Source organism: Dehalococcoidales bacterium, assembly GCA_028716225.1.
Taxonomy (GTDB): domain Bacteria; phylum Chloroflexota; class Dehalococcoidia; order Dehalococcoidales; family UBA5760; genus UBA5760.
Genome location: JAQUQE010000003.1, coordinates 112869 through 132474 on the forward strand (window position 1 = coordinate 112869; position 19606 = coordinate 132474).

The window sequence follows — 19606 nt, forward strand, 5'->3', positions numbered from 1 at the left end:
AATGAAAAACGGAGTGCTAGCCAGATATAGAGACTATCTACCGGTTACCCCTGATACGCCGCTTTTCTCGTTAGGCGAGGGAGATACCCCGCTGGTCAGGTGCCCGTCTCTTGAGAGAGAGACTGGCTGTGGGGAACTCTATTTTAAGCTGGAGGGGTGTCAGCCTACCGGTTCCTTTAAGGACCGGGGTATGGTTGTCGCGGTGGCCAAGGCGATGGAGGCCGGCAGCCGGGCCGTAATGTGCGCCTCTACCGGTAACACCAGCGCCTCAGCGGCGGCCTATGCTGCCTATCTCGGGATTGAGGCTATTATTGTGGTACCCGAGGGTAAAATCACGATGGGTAAGCTGGCTCAGGCTGTCGTCTACGGAGCCAAGATAGTTGCTATTGAGGGAAATTTTGACCAGGCCCTGACTATCGTAAGGAGTCTGACCGACAGGCATCCGGTTACCCTGGTGAACTCGGTTAATCCCAACCGTATCGAGGGCCAGAAAACGGCTGCCTTCGAGATTGTTGATAACCTGGGGGCTGCGCCGGACTACCTCTTTATCCCGGTGGGGAATGCCGGGAATATTACCGCCTACTGGAAAGGTTTTATGGAATACTTCGGGTTGGGTAAGGCGAAGGCTAAGCCCAGGATGATGGGTTTTCAGGCTGAAGGTGCTGCCCCTATTGTCCGGGGATATCCTGTTAAGGAGCCGCAGACCGTCGCTACCGCGATACGAATCGGTAATCCGGCGAGTTGGCAAAAGGCGGTGGCGGCTCGTGATGAGTCCGGGGGAACTATTGATATGGTCAGCGACGATGAAATCCTGGCGGCTTACCGGCTTATGGCGGCTAAAGGGGGTATATTTGGTGAGCCGGCTTCGGCAGCTCCACTGGCCGGTCTAATCAAGCTCTCTCGTTGTGGGATGGACTTTTCGCAGAAGAGGGTGGTCTGTGTGGTGACCGGTAGCGGCCTTAAGGACCCTGATAATGCACTGAAAAGCGCAGAGCCCTTCCTTAAGCTGCCGGCTGACTTGGCTGCTGTGGAACGGGCTTTGGGTTGGGGCTAAAGAAATAGCGTCGAGAAATTAACGAGGAAGGTAGTGTTTGACTCGGATAAAATTCAGGCGGCGGTAGCTTCCATTATTGAGGCTATCGGAGAGGACCCGCAGCGTGAGGGCTTGGTGGGTACTCCCCGCCGTGTCGCTGAGATGTATGCCGAGCTATTCAAGGGGATGGGTGTGGATCCCAGGGAAGTGCTCTCGGTAAGCTTCGGAGAGGGACACCGTGAAATGATCATCCTCAAGGACATCCCGTTCTATTCTATGTGTGAGCATCACCTGCTGCCCTTTTACGGACTGGCTCATATCGGCTATATCCCTAATAACGAAGGAAGCGTAGTCGGTGCCAGTAAACTGGCCAGAGTAGTCGAGATTGTAGCCCAGCGCCTGCAGCTTCAGGAGAGGATGACCTCTCAGATTGCCGATGCTATTGCCGATGGGATCAATGCCAAGGGAGTGGCTGTGGTCCTCCAGGCAGAGCATATGTGTATGGTTATGCGTGGCATCAAGAAACCGGGCAGCAATATGGTCACCTCGGGTTTGCGGGGTATATTCCGTACTGACCCCAAGACCAGGGCCGAGTTTTTTTCGCTGATTCGAAGTAAGTCTCCTATCGATTAGGCAGGCCCGGTCACTCACCCATGATCTGCAGTATCACCCGTCTCGAGCGGGGCCGGTTATCGAAATCGATCAGGACTATCTGCTGCCAGGTACCCACCACTAGTCTCTTATTGCTGAAAGGTACTGTCAGCGAGGCCCCCTGTAGTGAAGCACGGACGTGTGAGTAACCGTTGCCGTCGCCCCAGCGACGGTCATGGGCGTAGGCAATATCTTTAGGGACAATTCGCTGCCACATATCCTGCAGATCGGCCAGTACTCCGGATTCGAACTCGATGGTGGTTAGGCCGGCCGTTGAACCGGCGATAAATATCGTGACAATGCCGTTAGCTACCCCGGCCCTGGCTAATTCCTGCTCTATGTCGGGTGTGATATCGATAATATCACACTCACCTCTGGTATTGAGAGTAATTTCCCTGGTCACTATCATATCCCCTACTCCTGTTGTCCAATATCTGGTTTATCTCTTTCTTCAGCCCGGCGGTATCAAAGGGCTTGGGAACACAGGTGGCTCCGGTCGCTTTAAGGAACTCTCTGGCATCGGAGCTGATCATGTCTCCGGTGGTAAAGATGGCCCTCTTCTGCAGGGAAGGGGCTGTCTTCCCCAGCTCATCATACAGTTCGGTGCCGCTTAAGCCGGGCATTTTGATATCACAGATGATAAGGTCGTAACCCTGCTCCTTAATCATCTCGAGGGCCTCTCTGCCGCTGCCTGCCGTCGCCACATCATAACCCTCGCCACCGAGCACCTTCTTCAGGAACGCCAGTATGGCCGGCTCGTCATCCACCACCAGTATCAGGCCCTCGACGGCCTTCCCGGCCTCCTCGACTGCCTCCGTCTCTTCTATCTTCCCATCCTCCTCCGCTACGATGGGCAGATCGACGAAGAAGGTAGCCCCCTTGCCCTCCTCGCTCTCGGCATACAACTCACCGTTATGCTCGGCGACGATGCCCCGGGATAGGCTCAGGCCCAGGCCGGTCCCTTCTCCCACCTCCTTAGTGGTGAAGAAGGGATCGAATATCCTCTCCAGGTTCTCCCCGGCTATGCCGAGCCCGTCATCGGCAAACGATATCCGTATCCTGTCGCCGGCCTGCTCTGTCCTGATGGTAAGCCTGCCCCTGCCGTGGGCCTTCTTCATCTCCGTCTCGGCGTTGACGATGATGTTGAGGAATACCTGCTGGAGCTGGCTGGCATCGGCCACCGTCCAGGGCAGTTCGTTATCGAGCAGGGTAATCACCTCGATGTTGGAGGTCTCCAGGGCGTACTTGCGCAGCGCTAGGGTGCTTTCGATTATCTCGTTGATTCCGGTACAGGTCCGTACCGGCTTGCGCTGGCGGGCGAAGGTAAGCAGTCTCTTCACGATGTCGGCTACCCTCTCGGCGCTGTTATTGATAATCTCAACGTCTTCCCTTAAGTCTTCGGGCAGGTCCTTCTCCATCAGCAACTCGGAGAAGCCGATCACGCTGGTTAGGGGATTGTTTATCTCGTGGGCGATGCCGGAGGCCATCTCGCCCACCGATGCCAAGCGGCTGGTTACCTGGGCCTTCCTCTCCATCTCCCGCTTCTCTGCCTCAGCCTTTTTCTGCGCGGTGATATTGCTGGTAACAGTAACGACAGCAGACACATTCCCATGGGAATCAAATAATGGCGAGGCATTATTCAGTAAGTCAACATAAGAGCCGTCTTTAGCCCGACATCTATATTCCAGGTTTCTCATCCCTTTGCCTGACTCTAACTGGGTAAATTCTTTTCTCACACGTTCTAAATCTTCCGGGTGGACTAATTCGAATGCGTTTATTTTACTTACCTCTTCAGGTGAGAAGCCTAGGTGTTTTCTGAATGCCGGATTGGTAAAGACAAAGTTCCCTTCCATATCCGTTGTGGATATAATCTCGGAAGCAGTCTCCACTAGCTCTCTGTACTTTTCCTCCGACGCCCTCAGTGCTTCCAGGGTCTTATTGAAATTGTTCTTCAGGTGTGATAATTCGTCACTACCCGTCACAGAAACGTGACCTAACAGGTCATTTGCTGCTCTGATTTGATCAATCTCTCGGTCAAAACGTAGTAACCGGGACAGGACCGATCTGTGCAAAAATAGTAGGATTACCAGTGCAAGCACCCCCCCTGCGATAGCAAGTACCACCATAAAATAATTGATGGTATTCTGTCCCTCCCTGTGAATATCCCTTGGTACGTTTATCTTTAGGATGAGGCTTGGGTTGTCATAAATATCGTCAACAGAAGCGTATCCAGCAGCACGCTCACCGTCCAAGGGTTCAATAACGATCGGCGTGCCTGTCTGTAAAGATGGCTTCACTTCTTCGAGGTCGGTCGGCAATAGCGAATTGTCAAACAGATTGATATCGATGGACAATCGTGTTAACCCGGCTAGCTCCTCGATTTTGGAAGTGTCTAAGTAGCGTCCCATAATAAGTGTTCCACGAATAGGCCCTTCATCTCCACTGGTCAGTATGGGCCGTGAACTGATGAGCATAGGGAGTTCGGAAAGGGTAAGCACCCCTTCTACGTTACTCTCTGTATCAGGATGATGCAGAAGGAGGCTGTCAGGGTAAAGATGTTCTTGAAAACTCTCCGGGAGAGGTACTTCCTCTTCGTTTTCCAAATCGAAGGCCTTAGCAAGGATTACCTGGTTGGCGGAGTTGATAAACACCATAAGATTAAGCTCTAGTGTTACGAATGTCCCGTCGATTAGATTTGACTCAATATAGGCATCGTTATTATCCTCGATGAACTCATAGGTATCATCCCATGCTGCCCAGTCCTGATTGACGGCATCTATCGAAGATATTTCTTTGTCCAGGGCACTCTTGAGACGCTCCACATTGGTATGGATTGCCTCCTGCTCCAACCGAGCGTAACTCCGCAGCAGGACGTTTTGAGAGATTGCATATATAGTAGCGATCAGACAGCCGAATGTAACTGCAATGAGAACTATCGTCTTCTTACGGAGTGTCATTTGTATTGACCTTTACCATTGTGGTTTCAGTAGATTCTGTGCTGTCCGGGTATTCCGAATTCTATTGGCTCTGGACCTCAGTCTAGTCAGGTCACCTTTATCTGAAATATGTTCGCATATGGTGCGTTCAAAAGCAATCACCCGTTAGTTCTTCAACCGGGACAAAGGTGGGCCAGTGCGGGGTCTTTTAGTTCTTCGGCCCCTGTCAGTCCGGAATTAGCCCGTCCCAGATGATGTCATCCAGCTCAAATACGGGGCCGTCCTGGCATACCTGCTTCAGTCCGCTTCTGGTTCTCACCGTGCAGGCGTAGCAGACCCCAAGCCCGCAGCCCATCCTCATCTCCAAGGAGATCTGTACCGGCTTCCCTGCGAGGCCGAGCTCTCGCTTTCTCTGCGCCAGTTCACGGTACATTGCGGTGGGCCCGCAGGCAAAGATCTGGTCGGAGCTGTCAGCGTAGTCCGGCAGCAGTTCCGAGACGTATCCTTGATAACCCTGTGTACCGTCTTCGGTAGCGGTGATAAGGGTAACTCCCTGGGGCAGGAATTCCTCGGGGAGAAACTGGGCGGCAGACCTGGCTCCGGCGAGCAGGGTTACCCTTTTCTCCTGTCGAAGTGCTATATCGGCAAGATATACCAGCGGCACGATGCCCATACCGCCTGCTACCAGCAGGATTTCTCTGGACTCAGCGTGGATGGTGAAACCGTTGCCCAGCGGGCCGAGCAGGTCTATAGCCTCATCCTTTTGACGTTGAGATAACCAGCGGGTGCCTTTGCCTACCGTGTTAAATAAAAGAGCCAGGCTATCGCCGTCTATCCGATGTATGCTGAGGGGGCGGCGCAGCAGTAGCTCATTGTCTTCACCGCAGCGCACCATCACAAACTGCCCCGGCTTAGCTCCGGAGGCTATACAGGGAGACCGGAGCCGGAGGAGATAAGTCCCGGGCATTGCTTCTCTGCTGGAGATGATGGTGGACGGGGGCTGCTTCATAACGGTTCCTTTCTAAACTCTGTTGATGATCCCGCCCTTCCAAACTTAATCGAACCGTCCTGATAGACCAGTTTGCCCTGCGCGATGGTTGCCAATACCTTTCCCTTCAACCGTGCCCCTTTGAGGGGAGTGTTCCTGCCCTTTGATGCAAAGGTGTCGGTGTCAACCACCCACTCCATGTCCGGGTCGAAGATGGTCACATCGGCGGGGGCCCCGATATCCAGGGTGCCCAGTATGCCGTACCTATCGCCGATAATCCGGGCCGGCTCTTGGGTAAGTCTTGCGATAAGAGTGGTCAGGGATAATTCTCCGCCGTGCACCAGGCCCAGCAGGCTGCCCAAGGCAGTCTCCAGGCCGCTGATGCCGAAGGGAGCCAGGGCGAATTCACCGAGTTTGTCGGCCTCGGTATGAGGAGCGTGGTCGGTGGCGATGATGTCAATTACGTTATCCTTAAGTCCCTCTAATAGGGCCCTGGTGTCCTGCTTGGTCCTTAGGGGCGGGTTTACCTTGGCATTGGTATCGTAGCCTATGACCTTCTCTTCGGTTAGGGTCAGGTGGTGCGGTGTAACCTCTGCGGTAACCCTTATCCCCCTCTCTTTGGCGCGGCGAATGAGCTCAACGGAACCTTCGCTGGAGACGTGGGCGATATGCAGCCGGCCCCCGGTAAGTCGGGCCAGTATCAGGTCGCGGGTGACCATAATCTCCTCGGCGGCGGCCGGTATTCCCGGCAGCCCCAGCCTGGCGGAGATATCGCCCTCATTCATCAGACCATCCCTGCTGAGGGTGGTATCCTCGCAGTGGTCGATAATGGGCAGTCCCGAGCTTAAGCTGAACTCCAGTGCCTGACGCATCAGGCGGGAGGTTGCCACCGGGCTGCCGTCGTCACTGAATCCCACCACCCCGGCTTTGGCCATCTCCTCCATATCGACCAGTGCCTCCCCCATCCTCTCTTTGGAGACGCACCCTATCGGCAGCACCCGCACAATGCCCTCCGATGATGCTACTAGATTGACATAATCTATTGCTTCTTTGTTATCCAGCGGGGGATTGGTGTTGGGCATACAGCAGATGGTGGTAAAACCGCCCCGCGCCGCTGCCCGGCTGCCGCTGGCGATGGTCTCTTTCTCCTCGAAACCCGGCTGTCGGAGGTGGCAGTGCAGGTCGATAAACCCGGGGCAGACGACCATCCCGCAGGCGTTGATGACGTCATATTGGGGCAAGGCCGGCTCTTCTCTGACCGGCCGGGCGATCTTGCTCTCGAGGATGAGCAAATCCCCGATCTTATCTGTCCCCCGTCCGGGGTCGATGATACGTCCTCCCCGAATAAGCAGCGGCTTCACCATTTTTGACCGTCGCTGCTTTTATGGGATACGGTAGCATAGTGACTGGGCTTAAAACCACGGGCCTCGGCTTCATCTGCTGAATTAAAGACTATCAGGTTCTCCGGTCTGATTGTTCTGGCCCAGTGGCTTTCCGCACTGTGGTATTTCTTGTACTCCGGTGCCCCCTCGTGCCAGTGGGAACTGGCGACATACTTGGGCTCGAAGCCGTGTTCACAGTAGGTGCATCTTAGTGTCAGCGGCTTAGTGTTGACTATCTTGAATGCCGGTTTGATGTATTTTGTTTCGCTTTCCTGTACCGAGACGCACCTTGGATTGGGACACTTTAGCCCTAGGTCCTGCCGGTATGCAGGGTAGTCAATCCCGGCAGGGGAGCCGTCCTTGTCGGGAAGGGCGATCTCCTTAACCCCCAGCAGGAGGGCTATTAATGCCATCCTGACCGGTACCCCTCGGGCTGCTTGCTTGAAGTACATACTCCGTGGGTCGGCGTCTAGCTCGTAGGCCAGCTCGTCGACACGGGGCAGCGGGTGCATGATAAGGGTTTTCTCAAACTCCTTCTCTTTGAGCAGCTTCTTATCCACCACCGGGTATCTCGCCTTCAATCCCTCTCCTTCTTCGCTGGAGGCAAACCTTTCCTTCTGCGGTCGCGTAACGTAGAGGGCATCGACTCCCCTTTTTAGCTCTACCTGAATGCTGATGTTGGGCATCATTGCCAGCTGGTGCGGGCTGCCCGGTGTGATATATATCGCATCCAGGGGGGAGGTCTTTTCCTTGTCCGACTGCTCGGAGTCCGCAAGCCTTTCCAGTTCTCCGCCGTATTCCGCGATTAGTTTTTGTATCACGTGCCTGGGTACCTCAAACCCCGGGGTAGGGCAGAACACGATATTTGCCCCGAGCTTGGCCAGAGCAAAAATAAGGGAGTGTACCGTCCGTCCGTATTTCAGGTCTCCCCATAGCGCAATCTTCAGGCCCTTGATAATTTTTCTTTCTTTCTTGATGGTGTAAAGGTCTAACAGGGTCTGAGTGGGGTGCTGGTGACCTCCGTCACCGGCGTTTATCACCGGCACACCGGCATAGTCGGCAACTACCCTGGCGGACCCTTCCCAGGGGTGGCGGATGACGATTATGTCGGCGTAGCTCCCGACCACCCGTGCCATATCGGCGATACTCTCACCTTTTGCCAGCGAGGTTGCCTTGGTATCGACCGCACTGATGACGCTGCCCCCGAGCCGGTGCATTGCCGACTCAAAGGATAGCCTGGTTCTGGTGCTGGGCTCAAAGAAGAGGCTGGCCATGACCTTGCCGCGGCATACGTCGAGCTGCTCCTTCATCGATTGCGACATTTCGTCGGCCAAGTCAAAAACGGCTGCTATTTCTCCGTTGGACAGGTCATCGATGGTTACCAGGCTTCTACCGGTAAAGTTCATCGCAACTCCTTTTGCAGCAGTATACCATTTTTTATTCCGACAGGTCTGTCCGCGGTCGGGCTGGTGATGGTTACTTCATCCGCTCCGTCAGTCTCCTCAAGCCGGACCTTCACCTCTTCATCTCTGGAGCTCGGGATGTTTTTTCCGGTATAGTCAGCCCGTATCGGCATTTCACGGTGGCCGCGGTCAATCAGAGTCGCCAGCTGGACCTGCCGGGGGCGTCCCAGGTCGATCAGGGCGTCCATAGCGGCCCGGACGCTGCGTCCGGTATAGAGGACATCGTCAACCAGCACTATGGACTTGCCGTCGATACTGACTACGGTGTCAACACGTTGTGCAAGCGGTTTTATTTCCGTGGGTAAGATGTCATCCCGGTAGGGGTCAATATCCAGGGCGGAAACAGGCGGTTTTAGCCCGCTGAATTTTGCTATCAGGGAGGCTAGTCTTTGCGCTATAGGAACGCCGCGGGTGCGGATGCCGACCAGTACCAGGTCTTCGAGGGTCATGTTTCGCTCGATGATTTCGTGGGCGATACGTACCAGGGTGCGCTTGATGTCCTCTGCGGTCATTAGGATTTTCCGGGACATAAAAATAACCCCCTGCCCTGAGCGGCAAGAGGGTTATCCAGCTTGCGTTATCTTCTTTTTCCCCTTGCCAGCCTCACCGGACCAGCTTAAAGGTTCGTCATTTAGAACAATATTATAGCATAGTTGATGATGCTATTGCAAGATTCTGTAGCTAGGTAACATAAACTACCTGGGATCAGATCAGGCACTCAGTCCATTACCGGATGCCGGTATCGATATGGACATCGATGGTAATCGTCTCATCAGCGGCTACTGTTATCTTATCTGGCAGATTATCGGCAGTATCCATGCCTATGTGGTTTATATCTATGGTATAAGTACCGGGCGCTAGTTGGGCGGTATAGTAGCCGGTGGCTCCATTGCCTATCTGTGTAAAGTAGACCTCCCGCACTAGATGCTTACCAGACTCGTCGTAGATCAATAGCTTCCGGGCGGCAAAGACGTCCGGGGACACCGGAGAACATTCGCCCGGCTTTTCTACCGGACTAATCGGTCCGATAGTTACTGCTCCCTGTAAAAGAACTGTCTCCGGTCTCAACTCCTGCTGGCAGGATACAGCTAGAAGGCTAACCGCCATTAAGCACACAATAGTGAGCATCTTACGCCGTTTCTTCATAACAACCTCCACGTTTCAGAAAACCGCTATTACCTGTAATTCTCTTATTTCGTCCTGCTTTTGAAATACTATATCAAACGGAGCGATACCCCCAAATATTCCGATTGCACAAAACGATGAAAGGTGACCGCTTGAGTTAAACCCGCTGCACTACTCAGGCAGGCGAGCTATTTCTACGTCCATTGGATTACTCGGCTTGACCAAGCTTCCTGGATCCCTTCCGCAAGCCCTGATTGCTTAGGTTCTCTAATGTTAAGCGACCGATCTAAGGTCTTTGTATCAAACTCTCGGAGAAAGTGACATTGCTTCCGGAAATCCAGTATGGTTTTCCTAGTACCTCCATAAAGAACATAATCCAATAGTCTGGCATAGGGATCTAACTGTCCCCTGGTATGCTGGCAGACCCGCGTAAAAAATGTTTCCATCTGCTTCTCGCGATGTCGCGCAAATCGTTGGGACGAAGAGCCCCCCTGACGGTGGCGGGAATGTACCAGGCCTGTGCCAACCTTGCTGGAAAGCAAGTTCTCACCCTGAAAAACGCCAATACCATATGCCCCGAGCCTTACAATTACCATACCTAGAAGAAATTCATGATGCATAAGTAAATAAAGAGGTTTAATTTGACAGGTTTTGGAAACACTTTCTTCAGCCACAGGGAATGGGGGCATGACCAGATACCGGTGATGTGGCCCCCAAAAAAGTATTCCCCCCGTCCGGGACTCCGCAATTAAGTTAGATAGGTCTTCAGGTATTGTCTTCATATCCAGTATCGTTTCCATCATACCTTCTATACTTGCTTTTAAAGACTTTGGCCGAATGTATAAAGAACCGACCTCTATGGAGTTGGTCTTTAATTCCTCCAGTAAATGCAATAATTTTACCTTAGTTAAATTGTACCGTCTGATAGATGCCATTCTTCCTCCTGACTATTGGTTCCCCGACACGAGCATAAGTCTGGCTACTTGTGGATAACTACAATTTTACCATGTAGCGTTTTTCATAGTGTCGCCATCTGAATGCAAGGGTTATACGGTGGAAACTACGGCGGGCGGAATTATTAGGGCTCATCCAGTCAAAGCGATTATCTCCCGAAGTTTTATGAGCAAAGCTATTAGGATGATGAATGTTTGCCTAAGTATTAAATAAGGCGGGCACTTTTCATATTCCCTAAACAAGAAGATGAATTGTATCGTGATTTGATTAAAGAGTTTTCTCTGTGTCGTGCTTGGCAATATTTATCTCACCCTCTTAATGTATCTTGAAAATCCGACTAAAAGGTAATACTATGATAGCAAAATAACAAAGGGAGGTGAACCGTGGGGAAAATAGCTACTATCCTTGGTCTTATAGGTGCTATCTTGATTGCTGCAGGCGGATTTGCTCATAGCATGAATGTTGTAGGAGGAGGGGGCATACTGCTCGTAGTCTGTTTCATACTCTGGTTTATGGGTAAGAAGTAAAAAGCTAAGCTGAAAGTTAGGATCCACGGGTTAGCTATCCTGCGACGTTCACTTAAATAATGTATAGAGGAGTAAACAATCTTGAAAATTACCAGCGTGGAAATTTGGGATACCAAAAGCAGTTTGAAGCCCACCTGGCCTACCTGGCATCCTGTCATCATCCGTATTAATACCGATGAGGGCATCAGTGGCCTGGGGGAAGTCGGCCTGGCTTTTGGCACCGGTCATTCGGGTGGTGCAGGATATGTAAAGAATCTTGCCGAGAGTTTCCTTATCGGCGCTGACCCTATGAGAACGGAAAAGATATGGGAAGATATGTTCCGCAAAACCTTCTGGGCTCAGGGTGGCGGCCCTGTGGTTTATGGCGGTATGAGTGCTATCGATATCGCCTGCTGGGATATCAGGGGCAAGGCCATGAATCAACCTATTTATCAGCTGCTCGGAGGCAAGACTAACGAAAGCCTGCGGGCTTATGCCAGTCAGATCCAATTCGGCTGGGACTACGAAAAGGTTATGCTGCTCTCTCAACCTGAGGAGTATGCCGAAGCGGCCAGAATTGCTGTAGCCGAAGGTTATGATTGCGTTAAAATCGACCCTGTTATGGCTGATGAGAACGGCCGGCCTGTGTTCAACCTGAACAAAATCTTGACCAATGATACCATCCGTATGCTCTACCGGAGAATCAAGGCGGTTCGTGAAGCCGTTGGTGAAGATGTCGATATCATTTTGGAATTACACGGACTTCCTAACGTTACCAGTGCCATTCAGATGGGCAGAGTCTGGGAGGAATTCCACTGCATGTGCTATGAAGAAGCTGTAAACTACTGCAATGTCGATCTACAGGCCAAGGTTGCCCATAACGTTAAGATACCGATGGCTGCCGGTGAGCGAATTTACACCCGCTGGGGATACCGCCAGTATTTCGAGAAGCAGATACTGGATATGATTCAGCCGGACCTTTGCCTGGTGGGTGGCATCACCGAGGGTAAGAAAATCTGTGATTATGCCCATACCTATGACATTACCGTCCAGATTCACACCTGTGGCAGTCCCATTACGACCGCGGCAGCCCTGCAACTGGAAGCGGTCATACCGAACTTCCAGATTCACGAGCATCATACCTTCGCTCTGAAAAGGGCAAACCGGGAATACTGCCTCCAGGATTACCAGCCGGTGAATGGCCGGTACACTACTCCGGATCTACCAGGGCTGGGTCTTGAGCTAAACGAGGAGGTTATCTCCAGGTCTCCTTGTGTGTTGGTGAAATAGATGTGACGCTGCTTTTCAAGATAATGCAAAACAGCGGCGGCTAATCATTATCAATTTCAAGCAATCGTCATGTCTAAGTTATGTTCGCTAACGCAGATTGTGCTCCATTTTTTGTGATAGTCTGCGTTAGTGAACTTTGACTCAAAAAGTTGGATTTAGAGAAACATAACGATGATTATTCCGAAATAACGAACTTCTTCCCTTCGTTCTTACAGATGCGCCGAATGGTTGTCTTTCCTGAGTTGGCATTATCGAAGAGGGAACCCATCATGGTGGCCCACACTCCAACAAAGTAGAAATTGGATAGCCCCGGTAGTGTTGTCTTGAATTTCTTATCCGAAAGCTCTGCCTTCATGCTGAATTCAAACTTCCTATTCGGGAAATTGAACCACCCCTGGGTTCCTCCCATATAGTGCTCCCACGTCATCAGAGTCGAGACGTCGATAACCTCTACTTGGTTCCTCAGCCCCGGGAAGTGATTATCCAGGATGTCGATTACCTGTTCAGCGACCTGCCGCTTCTGCTCTCTATATTCGTCTCTGTTACCATTGTAGAACTGTTTCCAGTAGGTGTAGCTGGCCGGAAGCTCAACCTTTATGGTGCCCTTACCGGTCGGGGCCATGCTTTTGTCGAAACCGTATAGCTGCGCCTCAATGCTCTCGTATTTGTGGTTGGCTATAGTCACCGGCTGTTCGAGCAACAATACCAGGGACGAAGGCTCGGCGGTTAAGTCACGATTAACCCCCAGAAAAACGTCAATAGCAAAGGGAGTTTCATCGGCCAATGGTGTGCAGTAGTCACGCACGGTATCGTTTATGTACTTGCCATCCAGCATATTGAGAATCGTCTTACGCCCGTCGGCGTTCGAGATAACAATGTCCGCCCTATAATCGCTCCCGTCAGCAAGCTTGATCCCTACCGCTTTGTCGTTCTCAACCAGAATCTTCTCGACCTGACTGCTGTAGTGTAACGTTCCTCCCAAAGCCAGGTAACGCCTCTCGATAGATTTCGCAAATTCAGCGGCTCCACCCACCGGCCATTTAATGTCACCGTTTAATCCTCCGGCATGCCTTAGAAGGTGAAAAATAAAGGGGGCATCCGGGTTTGCATAGACGAGGAGGGCAAATGCTTTTTTGAGAAAGAGGTCGGAGAACCGTTCCGCAAAACGGCGCATGTCCATCTTCATCCATTTTCGTACGGAAAGCATTGCAGGAAATCTTAGCATCATTGCCCGGATTGAACCCCCAAGCATAGTATCGCCGATTTTACTCTTGGAAAATGCCTCGATAGCACCCACATATTGCTTAATTGCCTTTGAGTCTGCCGGAGACAACTTGAGTAGAGTCTCTTCCAGCCTCTCAAGATCGTAATAATCTATGAACATTTTTCCGTCCGGCGAGACGACGGCCGTACAAGCTTCGACAGTTACCAGTTCTCGAGGCATCGCGCCAAGTTCGTGCCACAGCCGATACGCACTCGAGTCCGGCTTGCAGCCGAAGAAATGGTGCATGCAGGCGTCGAAGGTGTAGCCCTTGCGTCTCCATGAGGTACATTGCCCTCCCGGTTTGGTGTGCATCTCAAAAATCTGGGTGTCGTAGCCGTTAATCTGACCATAGATCCCGGCAGCCATACCACCCATACCAGATCCGATTATGATTATTGACTTGGCCATTGATCTTCCTTCCAGAGTCTTGTTTTGGCGACCGTAATAATCCTGCTCTGCCAGGGGTTTAGGGTAGTGTGATCCGGGATGCAAAGTCTGCCACTTTCTTTTGCCAGCCCTCTTCCAGTGGCCCCTTGATATCGGTAACATAAATCTTGCCCTCGGTGACCTTGACCAGACCCTTTTCCTGCAGCATCTTATTCATGATGGGAATCACGCGTTGCCACCTGCACTGTTCCTCATCGGGAGGTATCCTTCCCGTCTTTTTGTCTGGCTTAGGCGCGGGCTCGGTGGTAAGGATCGCATATTTGGCGCCTGGCGGCAAGGCAGCCTTTTTCAAGAAACTCCGCATGTCGCCGATGGGCCTACCCATGCGACCGGGTGAGCTGAACAAATATAGGTCGGCTGGTGGGATCTCATTCGGTTTCACATCCCGCACGTGATGGACGCCGACCTTGACTCCCCTGGCTTCCATCTGCTTCTCAAATTCTTCAGCGACCATGGCTCCATTTCCATAGTGTGAAGCGTGAAAATACTCTATCTTCATAGCTGCGGAGCTTCCTACCATCAAGGTTCCCTCCATTAGTTCCATCGCTTGTCGCGGATTTCCTGGTCTCCGGTCCGCAAGTATTGTGCTACTCAAAATGCTGCCAGCTATTAGTAGAATTATTATTTCATAACACGATAAATGCATCAAATCTTAAAGCTAAGCCATATCGTGAGCAAGCAGACATCTTGTTCGTTAAGGGTAACAATCTAGCGATTTGTATGTATGGCTGAAACCGTAATAAAATGGAATGGATTAATATAGTATAGACTGAATGCAGCCGGGATTAAGCCGAATATTTTTCATTTCGAAGGGTTGCAGCACTATGAAAATTACCATATCTATACACGAAGAGGGCAAATGATATATCCTGATTCCTTGTCATCTCTCGCTAAAGAGCTTTATATCGGTGAATACAATAATTACGACGACCAGGCAAAGCAGGCTGTCGTCGATTATGAATGGGTTAAAGATAACGTATTGTATCGCTTTTCATATTGGGGCGTACCGGGGCAAACATTATTTGAAATGTCCGGGGCTTCCGGAGCCAAGTCAGAGCTGCTCGGGGAATTACTGGAGCTGCACGGCATATCCGCACAATACATGGAAGGAAGACCCCTACCTAATTTGGTGCCGCTAACTAGAGTACCTACCCTAAACAGTCATTTTTGGGTAGAAGCCAGAATAGGTAAGGATTGGCTCACCTTGGATCCCACACCTGATAGCGGACTCGTTCACTTGCTTGGCGATACATCTCCGGGAACACACTTAATAGATCCTAAATATATCGGTAGATGGAACAAGATACCGGATTATTATAGGAAATGTTTCAATCATCCTCTGCTTATACCGGCTAGATATATCAGTAATCTTAAGCTGGCATACTATAGAAGACAAAGAGCTCCCCGCTAAACGCTGCTACAGGCTGTTTTGTCACACTTGCTTTGTACAAAAGTCCTCCTGGTATGCCTCAATTGAGTATCAAATAAAACGAAATGATGTCCGGTATCGGATACTCTCCGGCGAGTTGAACTGCTCCTGAAACCATTGTATTCTTACTAAGAAAGAGCCGCCCAACTATAAGGAATTACTGGATTAGGTACAAGTATGAAAGTAGTAATTGTCGGTGCCGGCCCCGCCGGACTGATTACCGCCTTAAATCTTCTCCAGCGTGGCATAAGGCCGCTGGTCCTGGAGAAGGGCGTCGAGGTAAAGTCGAAAGCCTGTTCGGAAGGCTGCAGCCTCCAGTCGCTGCAGCAGATACCATTTAGATCTGAACCCTATATATCAAGAGTGCTGCAAGGCGCCAAACTGGTCTTTCCCGGCGATTACGTAAGCTTCGTACCTAAAGAGTGTGCCGTCCTGCATAGAACTGATTGGCTCAGGGGAATGGCGGAAGACATCAGGCTGAAAGGCGGCGAGATTAAGCTGGACTCGGAAGTCATAGATATAGATGAGCACGGTCTCAGTTTAGGGAACGGAGAATATATTGCTTACCGTGTTCTGATCGGAGCTGATGGTCCTGACTCCCTCGTCGCCAGGCATCTGGGTGTGAAGCACAAACTGGTTGCAGCATCACAATACCAGCTGGCGCTTGATACCTCAGGCATGGATTACATCGAATTTCACTTTGATAAGAGATTCGGCTACGGTTATCCCTGGATATTCCCCAAGGTTGGCGTGGCTAATGTGGGGGTAGAAGGAGACTTTGACACGCTCGACTCCTTCCTGAGGTACCGGGGTTTGGATAAGCAGACTGTAGTCAAAAAGGAATCCGGATTTATTCCCGGTTCGGGAATCGGGAAATTGGTCCGGCAAAACATCGCCTTAATCGGCGATGCGGCGTCTATGCCTAATCCTACCTCGCTGGGCGGACTGACTCCCATCATCTGCGCCAGCCAGATATTGGTCAGAAACATCGATAACCTGGCAGCGTATGAAGCTGAGGTTAAGAATCACCCGATGGCCAATCCCGTACTGCTGAAGCCCAGGCAGACCCTGATGAGTTTCAGTAGTCAAGACCTGGCCAACATCGGGAAGTTCCTGGCCGGGTTCGAGTATGGAGTGAAGCCCCACCCCCAGTTAATAAAAATCGCCAAGTACCCTTCTTTATTAATGAAGCTTCACAAGTTAAGGACGATTTACCGGGCTGGAATCATTACCGAAGACTACGGTTGGTGAAGCAAGACTCACCACAGCTACGCAGCCAATGATTACGAGCCCAGTGGCATCCCGGATGAGAAGACAGGAGTTCTGTCTATTGTACAGTATGGTGGGCCATCCTGGGATCGAACCAGGGACCTCAGTCTTATCAGGACTGCGCTCTAGCCTGCTGAGCTAATGGCCCGGGCCATTCTCGGTTCATATCCTGCTTTGAAAAAGAAACCTTAACCTCTGGATAGCGGAAGGAAAGCGACCTACTCTGACTAATCAGAGATCGACCTAGAAGATAACAGACTTAGCGCCTGTTTTCTCCCTAGAAAGGAGGTGATCCAGCCGCAGCTTCCGCTACGGCTACCTTGTTACGACTTCGTCCCAATCGCTAGCCCCACCCTCGGCGACTGCCTCCCTGGAAACCAGGGTTAGCTTACCGACTTCAGGTGTTGCCAACTTTCATGACGTGACGGGCGGTGTGTACAAGGCCCGAGAACGTATTCACCGCAGTATGCTGACCTGCAGTTACTAGCAACTCCAACTTCATGCAGGCGAGTTTCAGCCTGCAATCCGGACTGAGGGTGGCTTTTGGGATTAGCTCCAGATCACTCTATTGCCACCTTTTGTACCACCCATTGTAGCGTGTGTGTAGCCCAAGGCGTAAGGGCCATGCTGACTTGACGTCATCCCCACCTTCCTCCCCGTTTTCGAGGCAGTCTTGCCAGAGAAATCAACTGACAACAGGGGTTGCGCTCGTTGCAGGACTTAACCTAACACCTCACGGCACGAGCTGACGACAGCCATGCAGCACCTGTGACGGCTCCTGACTTAACAGGTGGCTCACCTTTCGGGTCACTACTTCCGTCATGTCAAGCCTTGGTAAGGTTCTTCGTGTTGCATCGAATTAAACCACACGCTCCGCTGCTTGTGCGGGCCCCCGTCAATTCCTTTGAGTTTTAGCCTTGCGACCGTACTCCCCAGGCGGGACACTTAATGCGTTAACTACGGCACAGAGAGGGTCGATACTCCCCATACCTAGTGTCCATCGTTTACGGCGTGGACTACCAGGGTATCTAATCCTGTTCGCTCCCCACGCTTTCGGGCCTCAGCGTCAGAAACAGCCTAGGAGGCCGCCTTCGCCACTGGTGTTCCTCCCGATATCTACGTATTTCACCACTACACCGGGAATTCCACCTCCCTTTGCTGCCCTCTAGCTCAACAGTATCGGGCGATCCCTCCCCGTTAAGCGGGGAGATTTTACACCCAACTTGAAAAACCGCCTGCGCCCTCTTTACGCCCAGTAAATCCGAATAACGCTTGCCTCCTACGTATTACCGCGGCTGCTGGCACGTAGTTAGCCGAGACTTATTCCTCAGGTACCGTCATTATTCGTCCCTGAGAAAAGGGGTTTACAACCCGAAGGCATTCTTCCCCCACGCGGCGTCGCTGTGTCAGGCTTTCGCCCATTGCACAAAATTCCTTGCTGCTGCCTCCCGTAGGAGTCTGGGCCGTATCTCAGTCCCAGTGTGGCTGCTCGTCCTCTCAGACCAGCTACCGATCATTGCCTTGGTGAGCCATTACCCCACCAACTAGCTAATCGGACGCAAGCCCCTCCTCAAGCGCCCGAAGGCTTTAATGATGCCGCATTACCGGCACCGCCACATAAGGTATTACCTCTAATTTCTCAGAGCTATCCCTTACTTGAGGGTAGGTTACTTACGCGTTACTCACCCGTTTGCCACTATCTTGATAAATCAAGACCGTTCGACTTGCATGCATAAGGCACGCCGCCAGCGTTAATCCTGAGCCGGGATCAAACTCTCCGAATAAAAAATTGACATAGTTTGAACCTTCCTTCCGCTATCCAGTTGTTAAGGTGCTATACTGACGCTTAAAATGCTACCATAGTCCCAATATTTTGTCAAACAAAACCTGCCGGGCCGCATCACCGGTAACAATTGCCCGTTTCTTTAACGGAAGGATTGATTTATCAAAATGAAGTGATGTATATTAAACGTAAAATTAGGGAAGGAGCCAATATTTAAGGAGGTGCCCAATGCCTGAGATAGTAATCGGGAAGGTGACCGAGTTCTTCGCCCGCCCGGTAGTGGCGGGGATTGAGCTAAATGCACCCCTGAAGGTGGGGGACAGAGTGCATATCAAGGGGCATACCACTGACCTGGAGTTTGCTGTCGGTTCAATGCAGGTTGACAATGTGAACGTCGACCAAGCTAAGGCAGGAGACAATATCGGGATTAAGGTTAGCGACCGGGTCAGAAGAGGAGACATAGCATACAAGATTACCGACTAGAGGTATCCCATTATCTCCGGTAACCGGACCCGGCGCGTCAGCCGCCAGTAATTAACATAATATGCCCTGCTCCGGGCAGCTAGCCAAGGTTTTTGAGCAGGTTGGCCATCTCGATGGCGTGTTCCGCTGCTTCCGCCCCTTTATTCCCCATCTTGGTGCCGGCGCGCTCGATAGCCTGCTCGATGGTATCAGCTGTAACCACGCCGAAGATAACCGGCAGCCCTGTATCCAGGCCGACCTTGGCCACGCCCTTGCTTACCTCGGCGGCAATATAATCGAAGTGAGGCGTGCCTCCGCGAATAACGGCACCGAGACAGATAACGGCATCGTATTGTTTTGACTGGGCCAGCTTCTTAGCTGCCAGCGGAATTTCAAAAGAGCCCGGTACCCAGGCAACATCAATATCCGTCTCGGCGACACCATGGCGAATCAGGGCATCCTTTGCTCCATCCAGCAGCTTTCTGGTGATAAAATCGTTAAACCGGGAGATAACCAGACCAAATCTGAGCTTCTCCCCCAGCAGCACCCCCTCGAATTGCTTGCTCATTACCTCCTCCTTTTAAGAGATTATTTTAAGCACGTTTCTAATAAGGCGGACCTGCT

The 19606-nt window shown here is 51.6% G+C and carries 18 protein-coding genes, 1 tRNA gene and 1 rRNA gene; 7 read left to right on the plus strand and 13 right to left on the minus strand.

Annotated features, from left to right (window positions below; genetic code table 11):
* Window position 1 precedes the first annotated feature (1 nt).
* Window positions 2-1054 (plus strand): threonine synthase, encoded by a 1053-nt coding sequence (gene thrC / locus PHI12_03145; protein ID MDD5509797.1) that lies wholly within the window; start codon window positions 2-4, stop codon window positions 1052-1054.
* A gap of 33 nt (window positions 1055-1087) precedes the next feature.
* Entirely contained in the window at window positions 1088-1666 is a 579-nt protein-coding gene (gene folE, locus PHI12_03150; protein ID MDD5509798.1) for a GTP cyclohydrolase I FolE, read from the plus strand.
* Window positions 1667-1676: 10 nt separating this feature from the next.
* On the opposite strand, the gene PHI12_03155 is transcribed toward folE, so the two are convergent.
* The 8 genes from PHI12_03155 to PHI12_03190 form a co-directional block, all read right to left on the minus strand.
* Complete coding sequence (locus PHI12_03155) at window positions 1677-2087, minus strand: secondary thiamine-phosphate synthase enzyme YjbQ (protein ID MDD5509799.1); 411 nt, start codon at window positions 2085-2087, stop codon at window positions 1677-1679.
* The gene (locus PHI12_03160; protein MDD5509800.1) at window positions 2053-4641 is read right to left on the minus strand and encodes a CHASE4 domain-containing protein; all 2589 of its coding nucleotides are present in this window, start codon (window positions 4639-4641) and stop codon (window positions 2053-2055) included. Before PHI12_03160 ends, PHI12_03155 begins: the two co-directional genes overlap by 35 nt.
* Before the next feature lie 205 nt (window positions 4642-4846).
* Window positions 4847-5629, minus strand: coding sequence for a dihydroorotate dehydrogenase electron transfer subunit (locus PHI12_03165; GenBank protein ID MDD5509801.1), 783 nt, complete (start codon window positions 5627-5629; stop codon window positions 4847-4849).
* Window positions 5626-6972: a dihydroorotase gene (locus PHI12_03170; GenBank protein ID MDD5509802.1), complete on the minus strand. Its 1347-nt coding sequence runs from the start codon at window positions 6970-6972 to the stop codon at window positions 5626-5628. The genes PHI12_03165 and PHI12_03170 overlap by 4 nt, the downstream gene beginning before the upstream one ends.
* Window positions 6966-8396, minus strand: coding sequence for an aspartate carbamoyltransferase (pyrB, locus tag PHI12_03175; GenBank protein MDD5509803.1), 1431 nt, complete (start codon window positions 8394-8396; stop codon window positions 6966-6968). The genes PHI12_03170 and pyrB overlap by 7 nt, the downstream gene beginning before the upstream one ends.
* Window positions 8393-8983 carry a bifunctional pyr operon transcriptional regulator/uracil phosphoribosyltransferase PyrR gene (gene pyrR / locus PHI12_03180; protein ID MDD5509804.1) on the minus strand — a complete coding sequence of 197 codons (591 nt, stop codon included), beginning with the start codon at window positions 8981-8983 and terminating at the stop codon, window positions 8393-8395. The genes pyrB and pyrR overlap by 4 nt, the downstream gene beginning before the upstream one ends.
* Before the next feature lie 196 nt (window positions 8984-9179).
* Window positions 9180-9599, minus strand: a complete 420-nt coding sequence (locus PHI12_03185) for a carboxypeptidase-like regulatory domain-containing protein (protein MDD5509805.1) — start codon at window positions 9597-9599, stop codon at window positions 9180-9182.
* 173 nt (window positions 9600-9772) lie between these two features.
* Window positions 9773-10513 (minus strand): Vms1/Ankzf1 family peptidyl-tRNA hydrolase, encoded by a 741-nt coding sequence (locus PHI12_03190; protein MDD5509806.1) that lies wholly within the window; start codon window positions 10511-10513, stop codon window positions 9773-9775.
* 402 nt (window positions 10514-10915) lie between these two features.
* On the opposite strand from PHI12_03190, the gene PHI12_03195 reads away from it, so the two are divergent.
* Window positions 10916-11059: a hypothetical protein gene (locus tag PHI12_03195; protein ID MDD5509807.1), complete on the plus strand. Its 144-nt coding sequence runs from the start codon at window positions 10916-10918 to the stop codon at window positions 11057-11059.
* Window positions 11060-11140: 81 nt separating this feature from the next.
* Window positions 11141-12328 (plus strand): mandelate racemase/muconate lactonizing enzyme family protein, encoded by a 1188-nt coding sequence (locus PHI12_03200; GenBank protein ID MDD5509808.1) that lies wholly within the window; start codon window positions 11141-11143, stop codon window positions 12326-12328.
* 175 nt (window positions 12329-12503) lie between these two features.
* Here PHI12_03200 and PHI12_03205 read toward each other — a convergent pair whose 3' ends face one another.
* On the minus strand, window positions 12504-14000 hold the full coding sequence (locus PHI12_03205) for an NAD(P)/FAD-dependent oxidoreductase (GenBank protein ID MDD5509809.1): 1497 nt from the start codon (window positions 13998-14000) through the stop codon (window positions 12504-12506).
* A 58-nt stretch (window positions 14001-14058) separates the two neighbouring features.
* Window positions 14059-14562, minus strand: a complete 504-nt coding sequence (locus tag PHI12_03210; protein MDD5509810.1) for a hypothetical protein — start codon at window positions 14560-14562, stop codon at window positions 14059-14061.
* Between the two features lie 336 nt (window positions 14563-14898).
* On the opposite strand from PHI12_03210, the gene PHI12_03215 reads away from it, so the two are divergent.
* A complete protein-coding gene (locus PHI12_03215) occupies window positions 14899-15450 on the plus strand; it encodes a transglutaminase domain-containing protein (protein ID MDD5509811.1) in 552 nt (183 codons plus the stop codon).
* Between the two features lie 195 nt (window positions 15451-15645).
* Window positions 15646-16719 carry an NAD(P)/FAD-dependent oxidoreductase gene (locus tag PHI12_03220; protein MDD5509812.1) on the plus strand — a complete coding sequence of 358 codons (1074 nt, stop codon included), beginning with the start codon at window positions 15646-15648 and terminating at the stop codon, window positions 16717-16719.
* A gap of 89 nt (window positions 16720-16808) precedes the next feature.
* On the opposite strand, the gene PHI12_03225 is transcribed toward PHI12_03220, so the two are convergent.
* Both PHI12_03225 and PHI12_03230 read right to left on the minus strand, forming a co-directional pair.
* A tRNA-Ile gene (locus tag PHI12_03225) sits at window positions 16809-16885 on the minus strand.
* A 133-nt stretch (window positions 16886-17018) separates the two neighbouring features.
* Window positions 17019-18521 (minus strand): 16S ribosomal RNA (locus PHI12_03230).
* A 227-nt stretch (window positions 18522-18748) separates the two neighbouring features.
* Here PHI12_03230 and PHI12_03235 point away from each other — a divergent pair.
* Complete coding sequence (locus PHI12_03235; protein MDD5509813.1) at window positions 18749-19003, plus strand: translation elongation factor-like protein; 255 nt, start codon at window positions 18749-18751, stop codon at window positions 19001-19003.
* Window positions 19004-19082: 79 nt separating this feature from the next.
* Here the strand turns inward: PHI12_03235 and ribE are convergent, their stop codons facing one another.
* A complete protein-coding gene (gene ribE / locus PHI12_03240) occupies window positions 19083-19550 on the minus strand; it encodes a 6,7-dimethyl-8-ribityllumazine synthase (GenBank protein MDD5509814.1) in 468 nt (155 codons plus the stop codon).
* Between the last annotated feature and the right edge of the window lie 56 nt (window positions 19551-19606).